Source organism: Paraburkholderia dioscoreae (genome assembly GCF_902459535.1).
GTDB lineage: Bacteria > Pseudomonadota > Gammaproteobacteria > Burkholderiales > Burkholderiaceae > Paraburkholderia > Paraburkholderia dioscoreae.
The window spans coordinates 1,948,529-1,973,700 of record NZ_LR699553.1 but is presented as its reverse complement, the minus strand read 5'-3'; the positions used below and the strand labels follow the sequence as shown (position 1 = coordinate 1,973,700).

Here is a 25,172-nt window from a genome sequence, read left to right as displayed (position 1 = left end):
AGTGGCCGCGGATTCTCACCCCGCGTGCGCCTCCTCCGGCATCTGCGCCGCGTTTGCAGGGGGTTGCGCCTCGCTCAATGCCCGATCGTGTCGCTCGAAAATCTCACGCGCCGCGAACAGCGCATTCAGCGCCGCCGGAAACCCCGCATAAAGCGCCATCTGCATGAACACCTCGACGATCTCCTCGCGCGTGCAGCCGACGTTCAACGCCGCCTCGATATGCACCTTCAACTGCGGTTGCGCGCAGCCGAGCGTGGCTAGCGACGCGATCGTCGCGATTTCACGCGCGCGCAGATCGAGTTGCGGCCGGCTGTAAATATCGCCGAAACCGAATTCGATCAGCAGACGGCCCAAATCCGGCGCGATCGGTGCGAGCGCGGCGATCACCTGCTCGCCGGCCGAGCCGTCGATTTCCTTCAGTTTGTCCCAGCCTCGGGTGTAGCGGTCGTTGTGTGGGTGGTCCATGATGAGTCCTTTTCCTGATGTGAATGTGCCCGGGTTTCGCCGGTCGTTTCGTCGGTGTGTCGTGTCGAATGATCCGCGGCGGGTGTGCGCTCGGCTGCTTCGTAGTGCGCGATCTTGTCGACGATCGCGCCGAGATTGAGCTGCAACCCGGCGATGCGCGCCAAAACTGCATCCCGATGCGCCACCAGCATGTCGCGGCGCGCGCCCACGGTCGGTTGACCTTGCGCGCGCAGCGCCGCGAACGCCTGCATACCGGCGATCGGCATGCCGGTCGCCTTGAGCCGCATCAGGAACCGCAGCCAGTCGAGATCCGCCGGCGAATACAGCCGATGCCCCGCCGCCGTGCGCCCGACCGCGCGGATCAAGCCCGCCTGTTCGTAATAGCGCAGCGTATGTGTCGAGACGCCGATCGTTTCAGCAACCTGGCCGATGGTGAGTGCTTTCGAGATATTCGACATGACGGAACTCAGGTTAGGACTTCGAGTGCACTCTAAGTCAAGCGCGTCGTGCTGTCATTTGTTCTCTCCGCGGTTCTCGCGTTCATTCTTTATGGCATGTGCGTTTTGCTCGATAAGCTCACAACAGCCTAATAACCAGGCAAAAGGTTTAAATCCTGTTCACATTGATTTACTTGTCACGAATCGATCGGTATAAATCGTCCGCGTTCGCAAATAAGGGCGCGCAATTTGTTCTATGCTTAAGCGCAGCATCTGCTGACAGGATGCGTCGTCCCGAGTCGTCCTGAATCGTCCCTTTGCGGCTAACTTTTTTTGCCCTCAATGGAGTGCTTGCCATGCTGAAGAAGCTTTTAATGCTTTGCGTCGCTTTGGCTTTGTCGCTGTCGGCCGGATTCGCTGCGGCCGTCGAAGTGAATTCCGCCGACCAGGCGGCGCTCGAATCGGTCAAGGGTATCGGGCCGGTGCATGCGAAAGCGATCATCGACGAACGCACAAAGAATGGCCCGTTCAAGAACGCCGATGATCTCGCCACACGCGTCAAGGGCATCGGCACGAAATCGGTGACCAACCTCGAAGCAGCCGGCCTGACGATCAACGGCTCATCCACGCCGCCGACCGGCGCCAAGCCCGCCACCAAGGCGGCTGGCACCGCCGGCACCAAGGCAGCACCGGCCGCCGCGCCTGCGGCCACCACCGCAGCCACCCCGGCAGCGCCAGCCGCGACCACCCCGCCGGCCGCGCCATCTGAAGCTTCCGGTGCGAAGGCGTCGAAGTCGAAGAAGAAGAGCAAGGCCGCGGCTTCCGAGGCGGCGGCTTCCGCGCCGGCCGCGACAACCGCGGCGGCGCCGGCCGATGCCTCCGGCAGCAAGGCTTCGAAGAAGAAAGCAAAGAAGAGCAAGGCCGCATCGGCTGCGGCGGCCTCGGGCGGTGCCTGAACCGGACGCGGACCGGACGCGAATGAAACGGAGTACGAAACAGGATTGAGCGCCAGCAGCGTAACGGCCCGTGCGATACGCGCATGATCCCCATGCGACGAATCACCGGCGCCCTCCCGCCGCCGACCGCCTTCCTTCCACGGCGCCGCGCAAGCGCGCGGCGTTTTTACCCGCCGACCCGTCAGACACGTGTCGGCATTCAAGAGAGACCGTCATGAGCCTACTCGACACACTCGGTTCCCTGGTTGGCAAGTCGCCCGAAGGCGGAGGCCAGCAAGCCCTGGTTGCGGCCGCACTCGAATTCGTCAATAGCCAGCCGGGCGGCCTGAACGGCCTGATCGACCGTTTCAAGGAAAAAGGTCTCGGCGACGTCGTGACCTCATGGGTCAGCAACGGCGAGAACCAGCCGATCGCGGCCGACGCGCTGCACAGCGTACTCGGCTCCGAGACCGTCACCAACCTCGCGGCAAAAGCCGGCGTGCAGCCGGATCAGGTCACCGGCCTGCTGTCACAGATTCTGCCGCACGTCGTCAACGCTGCCACGCCGGAAGGCGAAGTGCCGGCCGAGGGCAAGCTGAACGCCACCACCGTGCTCGGCGCGCTCGGCGGCCTGTCGGCGCTGTTCGGCAAGGGCACCGCTTAAGCACAAGCGCCCACTGGCAATCGCGCAGCCCACGCGGTCAGCGGGCAAAAAAAAACCGGCAACGAAGTCACCTTCGTTGCCGGTTTTTTACTTCGGCGGGAACAGCTCGACCGCTGCCGTTCCGTCGTTCGCCGAGCGCGTCTTGTTAATGCACGACGCGTTCGAACACCAGTTTGCCGTCTTCCACTTCGACCGGAATCACGTCCTTCGGACCGAACTTGCCGGCCAGAATCAGCTTGGCGACCGGATTCTCGATCTCCTGCTGGATGGCACGCTTCAACGGCCGCGCACCGAACAGCGGATCGTAGCCGACCTTGCCGACGTGTTCGAGCGCCTCGTCCGACACCAGCAGTTGCATATCGAGCTTGGCGAGCCGCTCCTGCAGACGCTGCAACTGGATCCGTGCGATCGACTGGATGTTCGAACGGTCGAGTGCATGGAACACCACGACGTCGTCGATCCGGTTCAGGAACTCGGGCCGGAAGTGCAGCTTCACTTCTTCCCAGACCGCGTCCTTCACCGCTTCCTGCGGCTCGCCGACCATCGCCTGGATCACCTGCGAACCGAGGTTCGACGTCATCACGATCACCGTGTTCTTGAAGTCCACGGTACGGCCCTGTCCGTCGGTCATGCGGCCGTCGTCGAGCACTTGCAGCAGCACGTTGAACACGTCCGGATGCGCCTTCTCGATCTCGTCGAGCAGGATCACGCTATACGGCTTGCGGCGCACGGCTTCGGTCAGGTATCCACCCTCTTCATAGCCGACGTATCCCGGCGGCGCACCGATCAGACGCGCGACGCTATGCTTCTCCATGAACTCGCTCATGTCGATACGGATCAGATGATCTTCCGAATCGAACAGGAACGACGCGAGCGCCTTGCACAACTCGGTCTTGCCCACGCCGGTCGGGCCGAGGAACAGGAACGAACCATACGGCCGGTTCGGATCCGACAGACCCGCGCGCGAGCGGCGGATCGCATCGGCCACCGCGCTGATCGCCTCGTCCTGGCCGACCACGCGCGCGTGCAGCTTCTCTTCGATCTGCAGCAGCTTTTCGCGCTCGCCCTGCATCATGCGCGACACGGGAATGCCGGTGGCGCGCGACACGACTTCAGCGATTTCTTCCGCACCGACCTGCGTGCGCAAGAGGCGCGGACGCGTCGGATTGTTCTGCTCGCTCGCCTCGGCCTTGGTCACTTCCTTCAACTGCGCTTCGAGTCCCGGCAGCTTGCCGTACTGCAACTCGGCGACCTTCTCGAGCTTGCCTTCACGTTGCAGGCGCGTGATTTCCGCACGCGTTTTTTCGATCTCTTCCTTCAGTTGCGCGCTGCCTTGCACCGCGGCTTTTTCCGCGGTCCAGATTTCGTCGAGGTCCGAATATTCGCGGTTCAGCCGCTCGATTTCTTCCTCGATCAGTTGCAGACGCTTCTGCGACGCTTCGTCTTTTTCCTTCTTGACGGCTTCGCGCTCGATCTTCAACTGGATCAAACGACGGTCGAGCCGATCCATCTCTTCCGGCTTCGAATCGATTTCCATCTTGATCTTCGAAGCGGCTTCGTCGATCAGGTCGATGGCCTTGTCCGGCAGGAACCGATCCGTGATGTAGCGATGCGACAGTTCAGCCGCCGCCACGATCGCCGGGTCGGTGATATCGACGCCGTGGTGCAGCTCGTACTTTTCCTGCAGACCGCGCAGGATCGCGATGGTGGCTTCGACCGTCGGTTCGTCGACCAGCACCTTCTGGAAGCGGCGTTCGAGCGCGGCATCCTTTTCGATGTACTTGCGATATTCGTCGAGCGTGGTCGCGCCGACACAATGCAACTCGCCGCGCGAAAGCGCCGGCTTGAGCATGTTGCCCGCGTCCATCGCGCCTTCGGCCTTGCCCGCGCCGACCATGGTGTGAATTTCGTCGATGAAGACGATGGTCTGGCCTTCGTCTTTCGCGATGTCGTTCAGCACGGCCTTCAGGCGCTCTTCGAATTCGCCGCGATACTTGGCGCCGGCCAGCAACGCCGCCATATCGAGCGACAGCACGCGCTTGCCCTTGAGCGTTTCCGGCACTTCGCCGTTGACGATACGCTGCGCCAGACCTTCGACGATCGCGGTCTTACCCACGCCCGGTTCGCCGATCAGCACAGGGTTGTTCTTGGTGCGGCGTTGCAGGATCTGGATCGAGCGACGGATTTCGTCGTCGCGGCCGATCACCGGATCGAGCTTGCCGGCCCGCGCGCGCTCGGTCAGATCCACGGTGTATTTCTTCAGCGCTTCACGCTGGCTTTCGGCGTCCTGGCTGTGCACCTGAGAGCCGCCGCGCACTGCGGCGATCGCGCTTTCCAGCGACTTGCGAGACAAGCCGTGCTGACGCGCGAGACGGCCGGCTTCGCCTTTGTCGTCCGCGACGGCGAGCAGGAACATCTCGCTCGCGATGAACGTGTCGTTGAGTTTTTGCGCTTCCTTGTCGGCCTGGTTCAGGAGGCCGGTCAGATCGCGGCCGATCTGCACGTTGCCGTCGGTGCCCTGCACCTGCGGCAGACGCGTGATGGCGTCGCCGAGCGCCGTTTGCAGCGCCTGCACATGCACACCCGCACGCGAGAGCAGCGAACGCGCCGAACCATCCTGTTGGGCGACGAGCGCCGACAGGACATGAACCGGTTCGATGTATTGATTGTCGTGGCCGACAGCCAGACTTTGCGCATCGGCCAGTGCTTCCTGGAATTTAGTGGTGAGTTTGTCGATTCTCATCAAGAGACCTCCAATTTCGATTACCACCAAAATGAGGTGTTTTATCCAGGTTTCAAGCGCTTTTTTGCATCAGGCGACGAATATTTGACGTTTGACGCAAGAGAACTGCCGCACCGCCTTCAGGCAAGCGGCGCGGAGCCGCCGCCGGCCGGCGCGACCGGCACGATCGGAATCACGCTGCTCAGGCCGAGCAGCGCGGACAGCGGCCCGTGCGGCTGCGCCACCTCGCCAATGGTATGCCGGTCGAGCTCGGAGAGAAAGGCGTGGCGTGCCGCCTCGAGCGCGCCACGCAGACGGCACTGCGACGTAATGACGCAAGCCCGGCGCTCGCCCTGCTGGTCCGGAAAACAGCCGACGAGTGCAAAGTCGCTTTCCGTCGCGCGCACGATTTCGCCGACCGTCAGCGCGCTGGTTCGATCGGCGAGCCGCAATCCGCCGTTGCGCCCACGCACCGTCTCGACCCAACCCAGTTCGCCGAGCTGCTGCACGACTTTCATCAAGTGATTCTTGGAAATGCCGTACGCGTCCGAAATGTCCCGGATCGTCGATAACCCTTCGCCGCGCACGGCAAGGTATAGCAAAACGCGTAGTGAGTAATCCGTATAGTCGGTCAGTCTCATGGGTGCAGGTATCACGATGAGCGCAAGCCGCGATCCGGAGATAACCGCGTCGATGCAAGGGTTGCCGTGTGCCGTCGCTTCGCCCTAAGATGCAGGCGCTGCGCATGTTTTCCTGTTCTGCGCAGACAGGCGGTGTTGAACTTTCGGCAGTAATGGTAACGTTTCCTGCCTGGGGCATTCTTACGAAAAGCGGGGTATTCGCAGCCTACTTCCTTTCGTTTGGACTCCACTTTGAGGCCATTTCTGACGCTGCGCGGCGCCGTGTGGCAACTTACAACGAAGCGCCGCATTTTCTGGAATCAGCATGAACCCGTCTTTCCCTGCCGCGCCGGCGGTCGAACGCGCCGCCCGTCCCACCGAAACGAATATCCGCGAACTGGTCTACGCCTTTTATGACCGTGTGCGTGCCGATGCGCTGCTTGGGCCGGTGTTCGACGCGACACTCGCAGGCCGCTGGGACGATCATCTGCCCAAGATGTGTACGTTCTGGGGCAGCCTTGTACTCGGCGCAAAGCAATACCGCGGCAACGTGCAGCAGGCGCACCAGCCGCTCGAGGGAATCGAGCCGCAGCACTTCAGCCGCTGGTTGTATCTGTTTCTGGACACGGTCCAGTCGCGCTATGAGCCGGCTGCGGCGGTCCGTTTCATGGAACCGGCGCTGCGTATCGCCCAGAGCCTGCAGTTGAGTCGTTTCGGCTGGGATTACAAGATCCCGGAGGAACAACAGGCGCTGCTCGAACGCGTTGCGCCCAAACGGCCGCCGCGCGAGGGTGACGATGCCGCTCATGCGGCACGCGCGCCAGGCGAGCCATTTCCGACGCGGGTTGTCGGTCAAGCTCGGGACGAGTGATTTAGTGGGCCTATCGACGCTGGCGCCGTGCGGCTGACACTTCGGGACTGCTTCGGGGCTGTCTGCATCAACACGGCGTCAGGCTATTTGGGCCCGTCACGCGCTCGCAAGATGCGCGCGCATGCTATGTGCCAAGCGCGCTTCAGAACCGTTTGAGAGCCGCCACAAACGCCTGCTGACTCCCATCATGCCGCAACCCCACCGCCACGCCTATTCCACCGTCCGGTTGTCCGATTCGATGCCCCAGCGGGCGAGCGCCGCGTCGTCGGTGACACGGGCGTCGACCCAGCGCTCGCCGGCCTCGGTTTTCTCTTTCTTCCAGAACGGCGCCTGGGTCTTCAGATAATCCATCACGAATTCGCACGACGCGAACGCTTCCCCGCGATGCGCGGCCGTCGTCGCCACGAGCACGATCTGATCGAGCGGATACAGCTTGCCGACCCGATGCACGATCAGCACCTCGATGCCCGGCCAGCGTTCACGCGCGCTGACGATGATCGCCTCCAGCGACTTCTCCGTCATGCCGGGATAGTGTTCGAGCTCCATCGTCTCGATCGTGCTGCCGTCGTTCAGGTCGCGCACGGTGCCGACAAAACAGGCGACCGCGCCGATCTTCGGGTTGCGCGCGCGCAATCCGGCGACCTCGGCGGTGAGGTCGAAGTCTTCCGTCTGGATACGAACGGGCATCTGCGGCTCCTATGCGATTAAGCGGCGTGGCGACTCAGCCGCCGGTGACGGGCGGAAAGAACGCGACTTCGCAGCCCTCGGTGACGCGCGTGCCGGCGCCGGTCATGACGTGGTTGAGTGCCATGCGCAGCGCGCGGCCTTCGGCCAGCGTATCCGCCCAGATACCGCCGCGCACGCGCAGCCACGCGCGCACGTCGCCGACGGTCGCGATGCCGTCGGGCAGATCGACGGTTTCGTCGGCCAATTCGAGCGCTTCGCGCACGCTCGCAAAATATCGGAGTTGGATCTTCATCGGGATGGCGCCGGCGGTTGCCGGCCTCAGTTCAACAATTCGGAAAAAGGAATGAAGCGTACGGTCTCGCCGGCGCTGATCGCGTGATTCGGCGGGTTGTCGATCAGGCCATCGCCCCAGACGGTCGAGGTCAGCACAGCCGAGCTCTGGTTCGGAAACAGATCGAGCCCGCCAGCCGGATTGATACGCGCGCGCAGAAATTCGTTGCGGCGATCGGCCTTGCTCTGCGTGAAGTCCGCGCGCAGCGACAGCGCGCGCGGCGCGACCGCCTGCACGCCGGCCAGACTCAGGATGAACGGGCGCACGAACAGTAGGAAGGTCGCGAAGCTGGACACCGGATTGCCCGGCAGACCGATAAAGAAGGTCTCCGCCGACGCCGAATCCGGCGCCGCCGCGGTCTCGCCACGCCGCGCTGCACGGCGCACCGCGCCGAAGGCGAGCGGCTTGCCCGGCTTCATCGCGATCTGCCACATGGCAAGACGCCCTTCTGCTTCCACAGCCGGCTTCACGTGATCCTCCTCGCCCACCGACACGCCGCCGCACGTGAGGATCAGGTCGTGTGCCTCGGCGGCTTCACGCAAGGTCGCGCGGGTCGCATCGAGCTTGTCGGCGACGATGCCGTAATCGGTCACTTCGCAGCCGAGTTTTTCCAGCAGGCCACGCAGCGTGAAACGGTTCGAGTTGTAGATCGCGCCAGGCTTCAGCGGCTCACCCGGCATGGTCAGCTCGTCGCCGGTGAAAAATACGGCAACCTTGACGCGCCGCCGCACCGCGAGTTCGGCGCAACCGACCGACGCGGCGAGCCCCAATGCCTGCGGCGTAAGCCGCGTGCCCGCCGGAAGGATGACCGAACCGCTGCGGATATCCGCGCCTTGCGCTGTAATCCATTCGCCCGGTTCCGGACTGTGCAGGATCACGACGTCTGTGTCGGCGGCTTCGGTTTGCTCCTGCATCACGATCGCGTCGGCGCCGGGCGGCACCGTGGCGCCCGTGAAGATGCGCGCCGCCGTACCGGGCTTCAGGGGCTCCGGCGCGTGGCCGGCAGGAATGCGCTGCGAAACCGGCAAGCGGCTGTAGTCCCGAACCGTCAGGTCCGCCGTGCGGATCGCGTAGCCGTCCATTGAACTGGTGTTCATTGGCGGGACGTCGAGCGGTGAAGTGACGTCGGCCGCGAGAACACGGTTCAGCGCATCCAGCGTGGGGATCGACTCTGTGCCGGCAATCGGGCTCGCTGCGCTGAGCAGGGTCGCCAGCGCTTCGGCGGTGGCAAGCATCGGCGCGCGGGGCATGGGTGTGGACATCTCGGGTCTCGGAGCCGCAGGTTAAAAGAATATTGTAGCGGTCGAAGCAGGAAGCCTGGGCTGCGTGGCGTTATGGGGGAATTTCTGGTGTTTGAGCGCTTGCCGCGAGGTTTCGCGGCAAGCGCCGTTCGACGTGGAGCGCACGGCGTGCGGGAGCGTGCCGGACGGCTGCGTGAGCCGCAGATCCGGTCACGCTTCGACAACTGTGACTCGCTTACGCGTCCACGTTCGCCACGATAAAGTCCTTCACGTGCTGCACGTCCGCGGGCAGCACTTCGAAGCGCTGCGGCAGGGATTCGAGGCCCGAGAAAGCCGCCGGCCGCTCCGGTTCGCGCAGCAGCGCTTCGCGGATCGTCTCGCCGAATTTGATCGGTTGCGCGGTCTCCAGCACGATCATCGGAATGCCCGGCTGCAGATGTTCGCGTGCGACCTTCAGGCCGTCGGCCGTGTGCGTGTCGATCATCGTATCGTAACGCTCGAACACGTCGCGAATCGTCTCCACGCGGGTCTCGTGGCTGCTGCGGCCCGACACGAAACCGAATTGCTGCACGCGCGCAAAGTCGCCGCTCGCGGCGAGGTCGAAACCGCCCTTCTCTTCGACGTCGCGGAACAGTTGCAACACGCGCGCCGGATCGCGGCCCAGCAGATCGAACACGAAACGCTCGAAGTTCGAAGCCTTCGAAATGTCCATGCTCGGGCTACTGGTGTGATACGTCTCGACCGCCTTGCGCACGCGGTAAATACCCGTGCGGAAAAACTCGTCGAGCACGTCGTTTTCGTTTGTCGCCACGACCAGCTTTTCGATCGGCAAACCCATCATGCGCGCGATGTGACCCGCGCACACATTGCCGAAGTTGCCCGACGGCACGGTGAACGACACACGCTCGTCGTTCGACTTCGTGGCCGCGAAGTAACCCTTGAAGTAATACACGACCTGCGCGACGACGCGCGCCCAGTTGATCGAGTTGACCGTGCCGATCTTGTACTTCGCCTTGAACGCGTGATCGTTCGACACGGCTTTGACGATGTCCTGCGCGTCGTCGAACACGCCTTCCACGGCGATGTTGAAGATGTTCGGATCCTGCAGGCTGTACATCTGCGCGGTCTGGAACGCGCTCATCTTCTTGTGCGGCGAGAGCATGAACACGCTGATGCCCTTCTTGCCGCGCATCGCGTATTCCGCGGCGCTGCCGGTGTCGCCCGAAGTCGCGCCGAGAATGTTCAGCGTTTGACCGTGCTTTGCCAGCGTGTATTCGAACAGGTTGCCGATCAACTGCATCGCCATGTCCTTGAACGCGAGCGTCGGTCCGTTGGACAGCTCCAGCAGCGACAGCGGCGCGCCGTCCTCGACGCCGAGCGTCTTCAGCGGCGTGATCTGCGCGGCGCTTTCGTCGTCGCGCACGTTGCAGTAGGTGGCCGCGGTGTACGTTTTGCGCGTGAGTGCGCGCAGGTCTTCGGCGGGAATGTCGTCGCAGAATCTGGACAGGATCTCGAAGGCCAGGTCCGCGTACGGCAGCGTGCGCCAGCGCGTCAATTCGTCGCCGGTGATGCGCGGATATTCGGCGGGCAGGTACAGGCCACCGTCCTTCGCGAGACCGCCCAGCAGGATGTCGGAAAAGGTATGGTGCTCGCCGGCTCCGGCGCCGCGCGTGGAGAGGTAGTTCATAGTTCGGCCTAGTTCAGCGCTTCCATGCGCAGCTTCGTGACTTGCGAGACAACGGTCTTCAGCGCTTCGATCGTCTTGATCGCAGCGTTGACGTGCTTTTCGACCGTTTCGTGCGTAATCAGGATGATGTCGGTTTCGCCCTTGCCGTTCGCGTCGACCTGCTCCGATTCCTTCTGCAGCAGCGCGTCGATCGAAATGCCGGTGTCGGCCAGAATGCGCGTGATGTCGGCCAGCACGCCAGTCACGTCCGCCACCCGCAGACGCAGGTAGTAGCCGCTCGTGACTTCGTCGATCGGCAGGATCGGGGTGTTCGACAGGCTGTCCGGCTGGAACGCCAGATGCGGCACGCGATGCTCCGGGTCCGCCGTGTGCAGACGCGTCACGTCGACCAGATCGGCCACCACCGCGGAAGCCGTGGGCTCGGCGCCCGCGCCCTTGCCGTAGTAAAGCGTGGTGCCGACCGCGTCGCCGTGCACCACGACCGCGTTCATCGCGCCTTCCACGTTCGCCAGCAGGCGCTTTTCCGGAATCAGCGTGGGATGCACGCGCAATTCGATGCCCTTGTCCGTGCGGCGCGCAATGCCGAGCAGCTTGATACGGTAGCCGAGTTCCTCGGCATATCTGATGTCGATCGCCGCGAGCTTGCTGATGCCTTCGACGTAGGCCTTGTCGAACTGCACCGGCACGCCGAACGCGATCGCGCTCATGATGGTCGCCTTGTGCGCGGCGTCCACGCCTTCGATGTCGAAGGTCGGATCGGCTTCGGCGTAACCGAGCTCCTGCGCGGCTTTCAGCGCGGTCGCGAAGTCGAGCCCGCGGTCGCGCATTTCCGAGAGAATGTAGTTCGTCGTGCCGTTGATGATGCCCGCAATGTACTGGATGCGATTGGCCGTGAGCCCTTCGCGCAGCGCCTTGATGATCGGGATGCCGCCCGCCACCGCCGCCTCGAACGACACCATCACGCCGTTGGCGCGCGCCGCTTCGAAAATCTCCGTGCCGTGCACCGCGAGCAGCGCCTTGTTGGCGGTCACCACATGCTTGCGATTGCGGATCGCGCGCAGCACGAGCTCGCGCGCCACGCCCGTGCCGCCGATCATCTCGGCCACGATATCGATCGACGGGTCGTCGACCACCGCATTGAACTCATCGGTCAGCGCCACCGTGCCGGCCTCGGCGCCGAGCGCCGCTGTCGCTTTGGCGGGATTGCGCACGGCAATGCGCGCAATCTCGATGCCGCGGCCCGCGCGGCGTTTGATTTCTTCCTGATTGCGGCGCAGTACCGTGAAGGTGCCGCTGCCTACCGTGCCGAAGCCCAGCAGTCCAACTTTGATCGGTTCCATGCAGCGTGTGTTTTCAAGTAGATGATTAAAAGTAAACGGGTCTCGGGTCCGGCGCGGGTCGCCCGGCGCGGCATGTGCCCAGGCATACTCGCCTGTAAGACGTGCCGCGCCGTGCGCCCTGTTCCTATTGTGCGCTAGGCTGTGTGACGCTTGCGGTAGCCGTCGAGGAAACGCGCGATCCGGTTGATCGAATCCGCAAGGTCGTCCACGTTCGGCAGGAACACGACGCGGAAGTGATCCGGCGTCGGCCAGTTGAAGCCGGTGCCCTGCACGAGCAGCACGCGCTCTTCCAGCAGAAGGTCGAGAATGAACTGCTGATCGTCCTGGATCGGATAGATCTTCGGGTCCAGCCGCGGGAACATGTACAGCGCCGCTTCGGGCTTCACGCAACTCACGCCGGGGATCGCCGTCAGCATGTCATACGCGAGTTCGCGCTGTTTGTACAGGCGCCCGCTCGGCACGATCAGGTCGTTGATGCTCTGGTAGCCGCCGAGCGCGGTCTGGATCGCGTACTGGCCGGGCACGTTCGGGCAGAGGCGCATGGAAGCCAGAATGCCGAGCCCTTCGAAGTAGTCTTTGGCATGGCGGCGGTTCTCGCCGGCGGTCAGGCCCGAGATGAACATCCAGCCGGCGCGATAACCGCATGACCGGTAGCTCTTCGACAGGCTGTTGAACGTGACCGTGAGCACGTCTTCGGAGAGCGCCGCCATCGACGTGTGCTTCTTGCCGTCGTAGACGATCTTGTCGTAGACCTCGTCGGCGAAAATCACGAGGCCGTGCTGGCGGGCGATCTCGATCAGGCCGAGCAGCAGTTCGTCCGAATACAGCGCGCCGGTCGGGTTGTTCGGGTTGATGACCACGAGCGCGCGGGTGTTCGGCGTGATTTTCGCGCGAATGTCGTCGAGGTCGGGCATCCAGCTATTCGATTCGTCGCAGATGTAGTGCACCGGCGTGCCGCCCGACAGGCTCACGCCGGCGGTCCACAGTGGGTAGTCCGGTGCGGGCAGCAGCACTTCGTCGCCGTCGTTGAGCAGCCCCTGCAGCGCCATCACGATCAGCTCCGAGGCGCCGTTGCCGATATAGATGTCGTCCAGTTCTACGCCGTGCACGCCCTTTTGCTGCGTGTAATGCATGATCGCCTTGCGCGCGGCGAACACACCCTTGGAATCGGAATAACCCGACGACCCCGGCAGGTTCAGGATCATGTCCTGAATGATTTCGTCCGGCGCGTCGAAGCCGAACGGCGCGAGATTGCCGATGTTCAGCTTGATGATGCGGTGGCCCTCTTCTTCGAGCCGCTTCGCATGTTCGAGGACGGGCCCGCGAATGTCGTAGCAGACATTCAACAACTTGTTGGATTTGAGTATCGGTTTCACGGCGGGCACTTCATCCTGGTTGATGGCTTGGGCAAACCGGCGCGGGCAAACAGCAACAGGGCCGGGCAGGTTCGCCGATATGGGGAATTCGGACGCGGCACGGACGGCGACGGCAAGCGACGACCGGCGGACGCGGATCGGGTCAGGTCAATCACGGAGCCCATTCGTCGGGCCGCTGCGCAGGCCGCTTCGCGAACCCTCTTCGCGTTGACGAACACAGACACAGCAGACGAAAAGCGGCCGAAAGCGGGCAAAACCAAGGCGGATAGCCGGTGGGCCGCACCCGCCGACTCAGCGCGGCTTGTGGCGGCATATGAGCGAGGGGCGCCGCAAGGCGGCTAAAAAGTTATAATTTAGCGGATTTTGGCCGACTTCCGCAATGCACCAACCGCAACGGCAAGCCTTTTCGGCCGCATTTGCCCCGCTTTTGCCTCGCTTGTGCCCCATGCGCGTGTCCCACTCGCGTCGAATCGCCCCGCCCGGGCCCAGCCCGGTCAGGCCGCCAACACGCATGATGTCTCACGACGACTTCGGAAAACCAATTTGAAATTACATCAGGATTCGAGCGGCGCCCTCAACACCGTCACCGGTTACGGCGCCGACTACGTCGAAATCAATCTGGTGCGCCATTCAGGCAGCCTTCTCGTGCTGCCGGACGCACCCGTCATCCCTTGGCCCATCGCCTCCTTCGAGCAGCTGAGCGCCGAGCACTTCGCCATGCTGGTCGATTCCGCGCCCGAAGTGGTCGTGTTCGGCAGCGGCGGGCGGCTGCGCTTTCCGCATCCACGCCTGACCGCCGCGCTGACCGCGAAGCGGATCGGCGTCGAAACGATGGACTTCAAGGCCGCCTGCCGCACTTACAACATTCTGATGGCCGAGGGCCGCAAGGTCGCGGCCGCGCTGTTGATCGAAGCATAGGCGCGTGCCGCGCAGCCGCGCCAGCACGGGTTGGCCGCAGCGTGCCGCACCCCGTGTGCGCTGCGGCCACGCTGTCCGGCCGGCTCGTCAGGCTCACTGCGCGCCCTGTCCGCGTGACGGCCGATCACGTACACTGCGCGCCATCGAAGGCAGTACCGGCAGCCTGAGCACGGCCGCGCGTCGTGGCCGCGCGCTGTAGACGGCAGGCGAAGAAGCCGCCGCCATCAAGGCCGGCTGCGCTCGCGGGCAACCAGAATGCGGCGCGCAGAGTCTGACGCGCGCGCGCCTCGCTCACGGCAGTCCCGCGCAGCGCTGGTCGCTTCGCGGAGGGCCGCCGCGCATAGCCGGTCGCCATTTCCGAACAACACCGCTTCGCCGCCCGCGCGGCGTCGCCACAAAGGTTGAAATCCATGAACGATACGCCTTCCAGGCTACCGCTCAACCGCACCACGATTCTGCTGCTGGTGCTGGCCCTCGCCGTGATCTGGTTCGTGCCGCTCGGCTGGCGCCACCTGCTGCCGAGCGACGAAGGCCGCTACGCCGAAATGGCACGCGAGATGTTCGTCACCGGCGACTGGATCACGCCGCGCTACAACGGCTACAAGTATTTCGAGAAGCCGCCGCTGCAGACCTGGGCGAACGCGCTCACGTTCGCGTGGTTCGGCATCGGCGAATGGCAGGCGCGGCTTTATACCGCACTGACGGGCTTTGCCGGCGTACTGCTGATCGGCTTCACCGGCGCGCGCGTGTTCAACGCGGCGACCGGCGTATTTGCGGCGATCGTGCTGGCGACCTCGCCGTACTGGAACCTGATGGGCCACTTCAACACGCTCGACATGGGCCTGTCGTTCTGGATGGAACTGACGCTGTGCGCACTGCTGCTCGCGCAGCGCCCCAACCTGCGGACCGGCTGCGTGCGCGGCTGGATGTGGGTGTGCTGGGGCTCGATGGCGCTGGCGGTGCTGTCCAAGGGACTCGTCGGCGTGATCCTGCCGGGCGCCGTGCTCGTGCTCTACACGCTGATCGCGCGCGACTGGGCCGTGTGGAAGCGCCTGCATCTGATCGGCGGCCTGATCGTGTTCTTCGCGATCGTCACGCCGTGGTTCGTACTGGTGCAGCAGCGCAACCCGGAATTCCTCAATTTCTTTTTCATCGTTCAGCAGTTCAAGCGCTATCTGACGCCTGAGCAGAACCGTCCGGGGCCGTTCTACTACTTCGTGCCGGTGCTGCTGGTGGGCTTCCTGCCGTGGCTCTCGGTGACGCTGCAAAGCGTGCGCCACGCATGGCGCCTGCCGCGCCAGCCGAACGGCTTCGCGCCGGTCACCCTGATGCTGACGTGGACCGTCTTCATCTTCCTGTTCTTCAGTGCGTCGCATTCGAAGCTGCTGTCCTACACGCTGCCGATCGCGCCGCCGATCGCGCTTCTGATCGGCATGTACCTGCCGCTCGTCACGCGCGACCAGTTGCGCCGCCATCTCGCCGGCTATGCGCTCTTTCTCGTCGCGGCCGCGTTCGGTGCGCTGTTCCTGCCGCGTTTCGGCAGTGCCCGCAATCCGGCCGAACTGTATGCCGAATACCGCACGTGGGTGTTGGCGGCGCTCGCCGTCGCCTTCGTGCTGACGCTGGCCGCGCTGTGGCTGAACCGCCGCAGCCGCGCCGGCAGCCTCGGCGCCGTCGCCACTTTCGGCGCGGCGTGGCTGCTGCTCGGCACCATCGCCGGCACGGGTCACGACGTGTTCGGCCGCCTGAGCTCCGGTGCGCCGCTCGCGCCCGCCATCAAGGCGGAGATCGCCAGGTTGCCGGCGGATACGCCGTTCTACTCGGTGGGCGTGCTCGACCACACGCTGCCGTTCTATGTCGACCACGCCATGATCATGGTCGAGCATCCCGACGAACTGGCGTTCGGCGTCTCCGTCGAACCGCAGAAATGGATTCCGTCCGTCGATGCGTGGATCGAGCGCTGGAAGGCCGACCGCTATGCGCTCGCGCTGATCCCGCCGCCGACCTACGACCGGCTCCTCAAGGAAGGCCTGCCGATGCAGGTGATCGCCCGCGACTCGCGCCGCGTGGTGGTGGAGAAGCCGCTCGCCGTGCCCGGCGGGCCGGCGGCCGTGACACCGGCGCCAGAGTCGGCGCCGGTAGAAAAAGCACAACAATGACCCCATATCAGGATCTAACCGTTCGATGAACCCGATTTCCCTCTTTTGCATTCTTGCCGGCGTCACGTTGAACGCCGGCGCGCAGTTGCTGCTCAAAGCCGGAACGAATGCCGTTGGACACTTCGAATTCACCCGTGCGAACATCCTGCCCATCGCCTTTCGCCTCGCAACCCAGCCGCCGATCATCGGCGGACTGGCCTGCTATGTGATCAGCGTGGCCGTGTGGATCGTCGGCCTGTCGCGGGTGGACGTATCGATCGCCTATCCGATGCTCTCGCTCGGCTACGTCGTCAACGCGTTCGCGGCGTGGTACCTGTTCGGCGAAGTGTTGTCGGTACAGAAAATGATCGGCATCGGCATCATCCTGATCGGCGTGCTGGTATTGGCTCGCAGCTAGATGTAACGGCCCGGCGGCGTGCCGGACACAATCTATTACTGTTTATTGCCGGCGCCGCCTGAACAGACGCAGGCGGCAAAGACCTTAAGCCGGCAATCCGGCCGGCTAAGGAATACGTAAGGTTGACCACGGTATGCTGCGCGGTTGCGCCCTGTTTTAGCCGCGGCCCCGGTTGCGCATGGTGTGTGGTTTAGTTCGCGCCCTTCGGGTTGCGCCCCCTTTCAATCGAGCGAAGCATTCATGAGCCAGTCAACAGTCCCGTTTTTGCCCTTTGTGAAACCCGAGATCGACGAGGAAACGATTCAGGGCGTCGCCGACGTGCTGCGCTCCGGCTGGATCACCACCGGCCCGCAGAACCAGAAATTCGAGGCGGCGCTCTCCGAATTCTGCGGCGGCCGCCCGGTGCGCACGTTCAATTCCGGCACGGCGACGCTGGAAATCGGCCTGCGCATTGCCGGCGTGGGTGAAGGCGACGAGGTCATCACGACGCCGGCCTCGTGGGTCTCGACCAGCAACGTGATCTATGAAGTCGGCGCGACGCCGGTGTTCGCCGACATCGACCCGGTCACCCGCAACATCGACCTCGATCTGCTCGAAAAGGCCATCACGCCGCGTACCAAGGCGCTGATTCCGGTCTATCTGTCGGGCCTGCCGGTCGATATGGACCGGTTGTATGCGATTGCCCGCGCCCACAAGCTGCGGGTGATCGAAGACGCCGCGCAGGCGTTCGGCTCGACGTGGAAAGGCGAGCGCATCGGGCGGCTGGGCGACATGGTCTCGTTCAGCTTCCACGCGAACAAGAACCTGACCTCGATCGAAGGCGGCGCGCTGGTGCTGAACAACGAAGAAGAAGCCATTCTCGCGCAGAAATACCGTCTGCAAGGCATCACGCGCACCGGCTTCGACGGCATGGACTGCGACGTGCTCGGCGGCAAGTACAACCTGACGGACGTCGCCGCGCGCGTCGGGCTCGGTCAGTTGCCACATCTGGAGCGCTTTCTCGCGCAGCGCCGGAAACTGGTGCGTGCGTATTTCGCGGGCTTCGAGGGTAGCGCGGCGACGAAACTGGGAGTCGGCCTGCCGTTTGCTGATTTTGAAAACAGCAACTGGCACATGTTCCAGATCACGCTGCCGCTCGAAAAACTCTCGATCGACCGCGCCGGCTTCATGGGCCAACTGAAAGAGCGCGGCATCGGTTCGGGCGTGCACTACCCGGCGATCCACCTGTTCTCGCTATACCGGGCACGCGGTTTCAGGGAAGGCATGTTCCCGCATGCGGAGCGTTTCGGCGCAACCACCGTCACGCTACCGCTCTTCACGCTGATGAACGAAAGCGACGTGGAACGCGTGTGCCGCGCGGTCAATGAAATTTGCGAACAATACGGAAAATAAGCGGAAATGAGTTATTCGGAACATCGCGCCGTCGCACCGGAAGTGTCGGTCATCATCCCGGTGTACAACGAGGAAGCCGGTCTGGCTGCGCTGTTCGCGCGCCTCTATCCTGCGCTAGACGCGCTCGGCACCGGTTATGAAGTGATCTTCATCAACGACGGCAGCCGCGACAAGTCCGCGGCCCTGCTCGCCGAGCAGTTCCGTGCGCGTCCCGACTCGACCCGCGTGATTCTGCTGAACGGCAACTACGGCCAGCACATGGCGATTCTGGCGGGCTTCGAGCAATCGCGCGGCGAGATCGTCATCACGCTCGACGCCGACCTGCAGAATCCGCCGGAAGAGATCGCCAAGCTGGTCAACAAGATGCGCGAAGGCTACGACTACGTCGGCACGATTCGCCTGCAGCGCCAGGACAGCCTGTGGCGCCGCAAGGCCTCGCGTGCGATGAACCGGCTGCGCGAGCGCATCACCCGCATCAAGATGACCGACCAGGGCTGCATGCTGCGCGCGTACAGCCGGCATATCATCGACACGATCAATCGCTGCGGCGAAATCAACACCTTCATTCCGGCGCTCGCGTACACGTTCGCGCAGAATCCGGTGGAAGTCGAGGTCGCGCACGAAGAGCGTTTTGCCGGCGAATCGAAGTACTCGCTGTATTCGCTGATCCGCCTGAATTTCGACCTCGTGACCGGCTTCTCGGTGGTGCCGCTGCAATGGCTGTCGTTCATCGGCGTGATCCTGTCGCTCGGGTCCGCGGCGCTGTTCGTGCTGCTGCTGATTCGCCGCTTCATCATCGGCGCGGAAGTGCAAGGTGTGTTCACGCTGTTCGCCATCACCTTCTTCCTGCTCGGTGTGATCATCTTCGCGCTCGGTCTGCTCGGCGAATATATCGGCCGGATCTATCAGCAGGTGCGCGCGCGTCCACGCTACCTCGTGCAAACCATTCTTGAACAGCGCGACGGCACGACCGTCGCCGAAGCGCCGCGCCAGACGGTCGTACAGGCCGTGCAGGCCGCGCCGCTCCTCGACCAGGGTCCCACTCCATGAAGCCGCGCGCCGTCGTATTCGCGTATCACAACGTCGGTGTGCGCTGCCTGCAGGTGCTGCTCGCGCGCGGCGTGGACGTGGCGCTCGTCGTCACGCACGAAGACAACCCGACCGAAAACATCTGGTTCGGCAGCGTCGCCTCCGTCGCGGCCGAACACGGTATTCCGGTGATGACGCCGAACGATCCCAAAAGTCCCGAGCTGCACGCCGCGGTGAGTGCCGCGCGCCCGGACTTCATCTTCTCGTTCTACTACCGCCATATGTTGCCGGTCGAGTTGCTGGCGCTCGCCGCACGAGGCGCGTACAACATGCACGGCTCGCTGCTGCCGAAGTACCGCGGCCGCGTGCCGACCAACTGGGCGGTGATTCACGGCGAAACCGAAACCGGCGCGACGCTGCACGAAATGGCGGCCAAGCCGGACGCGGGCGCGATCGTCGCGCAAACGCCGGTGCCGATCCTGCCCGACGACACCGCGAGCCAAGTGTTCGACAAAGTCACGGTGGCCGCCGAGCAGACGCTGTGGCGCGTGCTGCCGTCCTTGCTGGCGGGCGAAGCGCCGCATCTGCCGAACGATATCTCGCACGGCAGCTATTTCGGCGGCCGCAAGCCGGAAGACGGCCGCATCGACTGGACGCAACCGGCGCAGCAGGTCTACAACCTGATCCGTGCGGTCGCGCCGCCCTATCCGGGCGCGTTCACGGACCTCGGCGGGCACCGCTTCATGGTTGCGCGCGCGCGGCTGGCCGCGCCCGGCGCGCTTCGCTCGGATTTGCCCGCGGGCCTGCACGTAAGCGATAATGCCATTTTCGCGATATGCGGCGACGGCCGCACGATCGCCATCCACGAATTGCGGCACCAGCACGGCGGCAGCGAGACTGTCGTCACTCCGGCCGAATTTGCCCAGCTCATTCAAACTCCCCGTTACTCATGAAAAAAGTCCTGATTCTGGGTGTGAACGGCTTCATCGGCCATCACCTGTCCAAACGCATTCTCGAAACGACCGATTGGGAAGTGTTCGGGATGGACATGCAGACCGAACGTCTGGGCGACCTGATCAATCATGAACGGATGCACTTCTTCGAAGGCGACATCACGATCAACAAGGAGTGGGTCGAATATCACGTCAAGAAGTGCGATGTGATCCTGCCGCTGGTCGCGATCGCCACGCCCGCCACGTACGTGAAGCAGCCACTGCGCGTGTTCGAACTCGACTTCGAGGCGAACCTGCCGATCGTGCGTTCGGCCGTCAAGTACGGCAAGCACCTCGTGTTCCCGTCCACGTCCGAGGTCTACGGCATGTGCACGGACGAGCAGTTCGATCCGGAAGAATCGCAACTGTCGTACGGTCCGATCAACAAGCCGCGCTGGATCTACGCGTGCTCCAAGCAGTTGATGGACCGCGTGATCTGGGGTTACGGCATGGAAGGCCTGAACTTCACGCTGTTCCGTCCGTTCAACTGGATCGGCCCGGGCCTCGACTCGATCTACACGCCGAAGGAAGGCAGCTCGCGCGTGGTCACGCAGTTCCTCGGCCATATCGTGCGCGGCGAGAACATCAGCCTCGTGGACGGCGGCGCGCAAAAGCGCGCGTTCACGGACATCGACGACGGCATCGGCGCGCTGATGAAGATCATCGAGAACAAGGACGGCGTGGCAACGGGCAAGATCTACAACATCGGCAACCCGACCAACAATTTCTCGGTGCGTGAACTCGCGCACAAGATGCTGACGCTCGCCGCCGAATTCCCGGAATACGCAGACACGGCCAAGCAGGTGCAACTGGTCGAAACCTCGTCGGGCGCGTACTACGGCGCGGGCTATCAGGACGTGCAGAACCGCGTGCCGAAGATCGACAACACCATGCAGGAACTCGGCTGGGCGCCCAAGTCGACCTTCGACGAAGCGCTGCGCAAGATTTTCGAAGCGTATCGCGGCCACGTCGGCGAAGCGCGCGCGCTCGTCGAACAGCAATAAGGGCCGATCCTTGGCTCGTATCGTCCTGAAGATCGACGTCGACACGCTGCGCGGCACCCGCGAAGGCGTGCCGAATCTCGCGCGCATCTTCGACCGCTTCAAGGCGCGCGCCACCTTCCTCTTCAGCCTCGGGCCCGACCACACCGGTTGGGCGATGCGCCGCGTGCTGCGGCCGGGCTTTTTGCAGAAGGTGTCGCGCACCTCGGTGGTCGAACACTACGGCATCAAACAGTTGATGTACGGCGTATTGCTGCCCGGCCCGGACATCGGCGCCAAGGCCGCAGCGGAAATGCGCGCGATCCACGAAGCCGGCTTCGAGTGCGGCATTCATACGTGGGATCACGTCTACTGGCAGGACAACGTGCGCTCGAAAGACCGCGCATGGACCACGGCGCAGATGCAGCAAAGCCACGACCGTTTCGTCGAAGTGTTCGGCACGCCGCCGGTCACGCACGGCGCGGCCGGCTGGCAGATGAACGGCCACGCGTTCGAGCAGATCGACGCGTGGGGCATGCACTACGCGTCCGACGGCCGCGGCCACTCGCCGTATCTGCCGGTGGTCGGCGGGCGAACGCTCACGCATGTGCAGATGCCCACCACGCTGCCCACGCTCGACGAAGTGCTCGGCGTGGACGGTGTCGAGCCGCACAATGTCGCCGCGTGGATGCTCAAGCATACGGAAAACAATCCGCACGACCAGGTGTACACGCTGCACGCGGAACTCGAAGGGCAAAAGCTCGCGCCGATTTTCGAACAGCTTCTGGAAGGCTGGCGCGCGCAAGGCCACACCTTCGCGACGATGGGCGATTATTACGCGGCGCTAGACCGCAGCACGCTGCCATCGTACCCTGTTACATGGGGCGAAATTCCAGGGCGCTCCGGCGAACTGATTGTCCAGCCCTGACTGGTCAGCCCGCAGCCGGCCCTGACGACCCGAGCGCCGCGCGAGAACATGCCGCGCGCCGGCCGCCCCTCCCAAAAGTCTCGACGCCAGGCCGGCGCCGCCGCAATCTTCCGGCGCCGGCCATAACAACCGGAGAACCTCGTGCCCATCGCAGTCGACCAACCCATCCCCGACTTCACCGCCCCCGCTACCGGCGGCGAGATCACGCTGTCCAAGCTGCGGGGCAAGAAGGTGGTGCTGTATTTTTATCCGAAGGACAACACGCCGGGCTGCACAACCGAAGGTCTGCAGTTCCGCGATCTGTATCCGAAGTTCAGGAAGGCCGGCGCGGAGATCATCGGCGTGTCGCGCGACAGCCTGCGCTCGCATGACAATTTCAAGGCAAAGCTCGAACTGCCCTTCCCGTTGATCTCGGATCCCGAGGAAACGCTGTGCGCGCTCTTCAACGTCATCAAAATGAAGAAAATGTATGGCAAAGAAGTACGGGGAATTGAACGCTCCACGTTCCTCATCGACGCTGAAGGCGTGCTGCGCCAGGAGTGGCGCGGCGTGAAGGTGCCCGGCCACGTCGACGATATTCTGGAGGCTGTACAAGCGCTTTGAGGCGCGTTATATTGGGTTGCAATGAGTGCCTGTACACCCCAAATTCTTCGCCGCTGCGCCAGACTTGACGGCCGTTTCCGGTTTTTCCCGGGTGCCGTCGGAGTCGTGAGGCGCAACGCGAGCACTGTAGGCGAGCCGCTTGCCCCGTACGCCGGGGCGGCGGCTTTTTTAATTGCGCGCGGCCGTTCGTTCACTCGGCCACGCGCTTCCGTTAAGGAGCCGATCGAAGACCAGGCGAACCGGCATCTCTAGACCGAATGCGCGCCTCCGGGCGCAAACTGCGTGCGCATCCATTGGCACCGGCAGAATGCGACAGGCGGCGCACGATATGCGACCCGATTAATTCGAGGGAAACCATGCCTTTGCCTACCCCCCCCAGCAAGCTCGGCAATCTCCTGCCGCCTGACGAATACAAGGCCAAAGCCGCCAGCCCGGCGCGCTCCGCCGCGAAGAAACAGGCGACCGTTGGGGAATCCGCAGAGTCGGCCGACTATGGCCGCGCAAACGTCGCCACGCCGATGGCGCACGCCGCCAATGCCGCGACCACTTTGCGGCCTGTGCCGACGTCGTCGGCGGCTCCGGCTGTATCCGAATCCTCGGGCGAGGCCGCGCCCACCCGCAGCCGCAAATCGAAGCAGACGGCCGCCCTGTTGCAGCCGGTTCCCGCTGCCCGTCCGCAAGCCGAGCCGGCTGCGCCCGCAGAGCCGGTCGTCGCGCGTGCGCCGAGTGCGAAGCAGGCTGAGGCGAGCACACCCGCAGCCGCCGCGCCGAACACGCGCGGCACCGGCAGGAAACGCGGCACGGCCACCGAACCGGTCGAAGTCCAGAAGCTTTTCGTGCTCGACACGAACGTGCTGATGCACGATCCGAGCTGCCTGTTCCGTTTCGAGGAACACGACGTCTATCTGCCAATGATGACGTTGGAAGAACTCGACAACCACAAGAAGGGCATGTCGGAAGTCGCGCGCAACGCCCGTCAGGTGAGCCGCACGCTGGACGCGCTCGTGGCGAACGCCGGCAATATGTCCGACGGCATATCGCTCGCGCGTCTGGGCAGCCGCGAGGCTTCCGGGCGCCTGTACTTCCAGACCAAGCTCACCGCCATCGAACCGGTGGAAGGTCTGCCGGAAGGCAAAGCCGACAACCAGATCCTCGGCGTGGTGCGCGCGTTGCAGCGCGACCGGATGGATCGCCAGGTCGTGCTGGTGTCGAAAGACATCAACATGCGCATCAAGGCGCATGCGCTCGGCCTGCCGGCTGAAGACTACTTCAACGACCAGGTGCTCGAAGACAGCGATCTGCTGTATTCCGGCATTCGCGCGCTGCCGCAGGATTTCTGGACCAGGCACGCGAAGGGCATGGAGAGCTGGCAGGACACCAAGACCGGAACCACGTATTACCGCGTGACCGGTCCGCTGTGCGCGTCGATGCTGGTCAACGAGTTCGTCTATCTGGAGCCGCAGAACGGCGAGCCGGCGTTTCACGCGCTGGTGCGCGAACTGAACGGCAAGACGGCGCTGCTGCAAACCTTGCGCGACTACGGCCACCACAAGAACAACGTGTGGGGCATCACGGCGCGTAACCGCGAGCAGAACTTCGCGCTGAACCTCCTGATGAACCCGGAAATCGACTTCGTCACGCTGCTGGGTCAGGCCGGCACCGGCAAGACGCTGGTCGCGCTCGCCGCCGGTCTCGCGCAGGTGCTGGACGACAAGCGCTACAACGAGATCATCGTGACGCGCGCAACGGTGCCGGTTGGTGAAGACATCGGCTTCCTGCCAGGTACGGAAGAGGAAAAAATGCAGCCGTGGATGGGTGCATTCGACGACAACCTCGAAGTCCTGCAGAAAACCGACGACGCCGCCGGCGAATGGGGCCGCGCCGCGACTCAGGAGCTGATCCGCTCGCGCCTGAAGGTCAAGAGCATGAACTTCATGCGTGGCCGCACGTTCGTGGACAAGTATCTGATCATCGACGAGGCGCAAAACCTGACGCCGAAGCAGATGAAAACGCTGGTCACTCGTGCGGGCCCTGGCACGAAGATCATCTGTCTGGGCAACATCGCGCAGATCGACACGCCGTACCTCACGGAAGGCAGTTCGGGTCTGACGTACGTGGTCGATCGCTTCAAGGGCTGGGCGCACAGCGGGCATGTGACACTGGCACGCGGCGAGCGTTCGCGTCTCGCCGACTACGCGTCGGAAATTCTCTAGGTTTCAGTTAGTTAGCTTCAGTACGAAGCCACGTCCGGAGCATTCCGGACGTGGCTTTTTTCTTGGTGGTGCGTTCCCGACTGGCAACACTTAGCGCATGAACTTCATGTAATTTATGAAGAATTCTTGCCGGAGCGAGGCTCCAAGGGCTACCATCCCGACATCGTCCGCCATTAAACGAGCGT

24 protein-coding genes are annotated in these 25,172 nt (G+C 63.7%); 13 read left to right on the top strand and 11 right to left on the bottom strand.

The window, feature by feature from the left end; genetic code table 11:
- Positions 1-15 precede the first annotated feature (15 nt).
- Complete coding sequence (locus PDMSB3_RS08830) at positions 16-465, bottom strand: carboxymuconolactone decarboxylase family protein (protein ID WP_165185811.1); 450 nt, start codon at positions 463-465, stop codon at positions 16-18.
- Positions 417-923, bottom strand: coding sequence for a MerR family transcriptional regulator (locus PDMSB3_RS08825; protein WP_007182080.1), 507 nt, complete (start codon positions 921-923; stop codon positions 417-419). The genes PDMSB3_RS08830 and PDMSB3_RS08825 overlap by 49 nt, the downstream gene beginning before the upstream one ends.
- Before the next feature lie 335 nt (positions 924-1,258).
- On the opposite strand from PDMSB3_RS08825, the gene PDMSB3_RS08820 reads away from it, so the two are divergent.
- Together PDMSB3_RS08820 and PDMSB3_RS08815 are read left to right on the top strand one after the other, a co-directional pair.
- Positions 1,259-1,858: a ComEA family DNA-binding protein gene (locus PDMSB3_RS08820; protein WP_007182081.1), complete on the top strand. Its 600-nt coding sequence runs from the start codon at positions 1,259-1,261 to the stop codon at positions 1,856-1,858.
- A 214-nt stretch (positions 1,859-2,072) separates the two neighbouring features.
- Positions 2,073-2,501: a YidB family protein gene (locus PDMSB3_RS08815; protein WP_007182082.1), complete on the top strand. Its 429-nt coding sequence runs from the start codon at positions 2,073-2,075 to the stop codon at positions 2,499-2,501.
- 145 nt (positions 2,502-2,646) lie between these two features.
- Here PDMSB3_RS08815 and clpB read toward each other — a convergent pair whose 3' ends face one another.
- Positions 2,647-5,244: an ATP-dependent chaperone ClpB gene (gene clpB, locus PDMSB3_RS08810; protein WP_007182083.1), complete on the bottom strand. Its 2,598-nt coding sequence runs from the start codon at positions 5,242-5,244 to the stop codon at positions 2,647-2,649.
- A gap of 119 nt (positions 5,245-5,363) precedes the next feature.
- Positions 5,364-5,864, bottom strand: a complete 501-nt coding sequence (locus tag PDMSB3_RS08805) for an Rrf2 family transcriptional regulator (protein WP_007182084.1) — start codon at positions 5,862-5,864, stop codon at positions 5,364-5,366.
- A gap of 304 nt (positions 5,865-6,168) precedes the next feature.
- Between PDMSB3_RS08805 and PDMSB3_RS08800 the strand changes: the two genes are divergently transcribed.
- Positions 6,169-6,714, top strand: a complete 546-nt coding sequence (locus PDMSB3_RS08800) for a group III truncated hemoglobin (RefSeq protein WP_165185809.1) — start codon at positions 6,169-6,171, stop codon at positions 6,712-6,714.
- A gap of 210 nt (positions 6,715-6,924) precedes the next feature.
- Here PDMSB3_RS08800 and PDMSB3_RS08795 read toward each other — a convergent pair whose 3' ends face one another.
- The 6 genes from PDMSB3_RS08795 to PDMSB3_RS08770 all read right to left on the bottom strand — a co-directional run bounded on the left by PDMSB3_RS08795 (position 6,925) and on the right by PDMSB3_RS08770 (position 13,385).
- A complete protein-coding gene (locus PDMSB3_RS08795; protein ID WP_007182086.1) occupies positions 6,925-7,401 on the bottom strand; it encodes a molybdenum cofactor biosynthesis protein MoaE in 477 nt (158 codons plus the stop codon).
- A gap of 34 nt (positions 7,402-7,435) precedes the next feature.
- Complete coding sequence (gene moaD, locus PDMSB3_RS08790) at positions 7,436-7,693, bottom strand: molybdopterin converting factor subunit 1 (protein ID WP_007182087.1); 258 nt, start codon at positions 7,691-7,693, stop codon at positions 7,436-7,438.
- Positions 7,694-7,719: 26 nt separating this feature from the next.
- Positions 7,720-8,967, bottom strand: coding sequence for a molybdopterin molybdotransferase MoeA (locus PDMSB3_RS08785; RefSeq protein WP_165187434.1), 1,248 nt, complete (start codon positions 8,965-8,967; stop codon positions 7,720-7,722).
- Between the two features lie 241 nt (positions 8,968-9,208).
- Positions 9,209-10,660 (bottom strand): threonine synthase, encoded by a 1,452-nt coding sequence (thrC, locus tag PDMSB3_RS08780; RefSeq protein ID WP_165185806.1) that lies wholly within the window; start codon positions 10,658-10,660, stop codon positions 9,209-9,211.
- An 8-nt stretch (positions 10,661-10,668) separates the two neighbouring features.
- Positions 10,669-12,000, bottom strand: a complete 1,332-nt coding sequence (locus PDMSB3_RS08775; protein ID WP_007182090.1) for a homoserine dehydrogenase — start codon at positions 11,998-12,000, stop codon at positions 10,669-10,671.
- A 134-nt stretch (positions 12,001-12,134) separates the two neighbouring features.
- On the bottom strand, positions 12,135-13,385 hold the full coding sequence (locus PDMSB3_RS08770) for a pyridoxal phosphate-dependent aminotransferase (RefSeq protein ID WP_007182091.1): 1,251 nt from the start codon (positions 13,383-13,385) through the stop codon (positions 12,135-12,137).
- Positions 13,386-13,919: 534 nt separating this feature from the next.
- On the opposite strand from PDMSB3_RS08770, the gene PDMSB3_RS08765 reads away from it, so the two are divergent.
- Positions 13,920-14,294, top strand: coding sequence for an Mth938-like domain-containing protein (locus PDMSB3_RS08765; RefSeq protein ID WP_007182093.1), 375 nt, complete (start codon positions 13,920-13,922; stop codon positions 14,292-14,294).
- Between the two features lie 124 nt (positions 14,295-14,418).
- On the opposite strand, the gene PDMSB3_RS08760 is transcribed toward PDMSB3_RS08765, so the two are convergent.
- The gene (locus PDMSB3_RS08760; RefSeq protein ID WP_035518154.1) at positions 14,419-14,706 is read right to left on the bottom strand and encodes a hypothetical protein; all 288 of its coding nucleotides are present in this window, start codon (positions 14,704-14,706) and stop codon (positions 14,419-14,421) included.
- On the opposite strand from PDMSB3_RS08760, the gene PDMSB3_RS08755 reads away from it, so the two are divergent.
- The 9 genes from PDMSB3_RS08755 (at position 14,705) to PDMSB3_RS08715 (ending at position 24,987) form a co-directional block, all read left to right on the top strand.
- Complete coding sequence (locus PDMSB3_RS08755; RefSeq protein WP_007182094.1) at positions 14,705-16,453, top strand: glycosyltransferase family 39 protein; 1,749 nt, start codon at positions 14,705-14,707, stop codon at positions 16,451-16,453. The genes PDMSB3_RS08760 and PDMSB3_RS08755 overlap by 2 nt on opposite strands.
- A gap of 25 nt (positions 16,454-16,478) precedes the next feature.
- The gene (locus tag PDMSB3_RS08750) at positions 16,479-16,850 is read left to right on the top strand and encodes an SMR family transporter (protein WP_007182095.1); all 372 of its coding nucleotides are present in this window, start codon (positions 16,479-16,481) and stop codon (positions 16,848-16,850) included.
- A 240-nt stretch (positions 16,851-17,090) separates the two neighbouring features.
- Positions 17,091-18,242: a DegT/DnrJ/EryC1/StrS family aminotransferase gene (locus PDMSB3_RS08745; RefSeq protein WP_007182096.1), complete on the top strand. Its 1,152-nt coding sequence runs from the start codon at positions 17,091-17,093 to the stop codon at positions 18,240-18,242.
- A 6-nt stretch (positions 18,243-18,248) separates the two neighbouring features.
- A complete protein-coding gene (locus tag PDMSB3_RS08740; protein WP_007182097.1) occupies positions 18,249-19,292 on the top strand; it encodes a glycosyltransferase in 1,044 nt (347 codons plus the stop codon).
- On the top strand, positions 19,289-20,224 hold the full coding sequence (locus PDMSB3_RS08735; protein WP_007182098.1) for a formyltransferase: 936 nt from the start codon (positions 19,289-19,291) through the stop codon (positions 20,222-20,224). Before PDMSB3_RS08740 ends, PDMSB3_RS08735 begins: the two co-directional genes overlap by 4 nt.
- Complete coding sequence (locus PDMSB3_RS08730; protein ID WP_007182099.1) at positions 20,221-21,267, top strand: bifunctional UDP-4-keto-pentose/UDP-xylose synthase; 1,047 nt, start codon at positions 20,221-20,223, stop codon at positions 21,265-21,267. The genes PDMSB3_RS08735 and PDMSB3_RS08730 overlap by 4 nt, the downstream gene beginning before the upstream one ends.
- 10 nt (positions 21,268-21,277) lie before the next feature.
- The gene (locus PDMSB3_RS08725) at positions 21,278-22,171 is read left to right on the top strand and encodes a polysaccharide deacetylase family protein (protein ID WP_007182100.1); all 894 of its coding nucleotides are present in this window, start codon (positions 21,278-21,280) and stop codon (positions 22,169-22,171) included.
- 141 nt (positions 22,172-22,312) lie between these two features.
- Positions 22,313-22,774: a peroxiredoxin gene (locus PDMSB3_RS08720; protein WP_007182101.1), complete on the top strand. Its 462-nt coding sequence runs from the start codon at positions 22,313-22,315 to the stop codon at positions 22,772-22,774.
- A 356-nt stretch (positions 22,775-23,130) separates the two neighbouring features.
- Positions 23,131-24,987 carry a PhoH family protein gene (locus tag PDMSB3_RS08715; RefSeq protein WP_007182102.1) on the top strand — a complete coding sequence of 619 codons (1,857 nt, stop codon included), beginning with the start codon at positions 23,131-23,133 and terminating at the stop codon, positions 24,985-24,987.
- Positions 24,988-25,172: the final 185 nt, after the last annotated feature.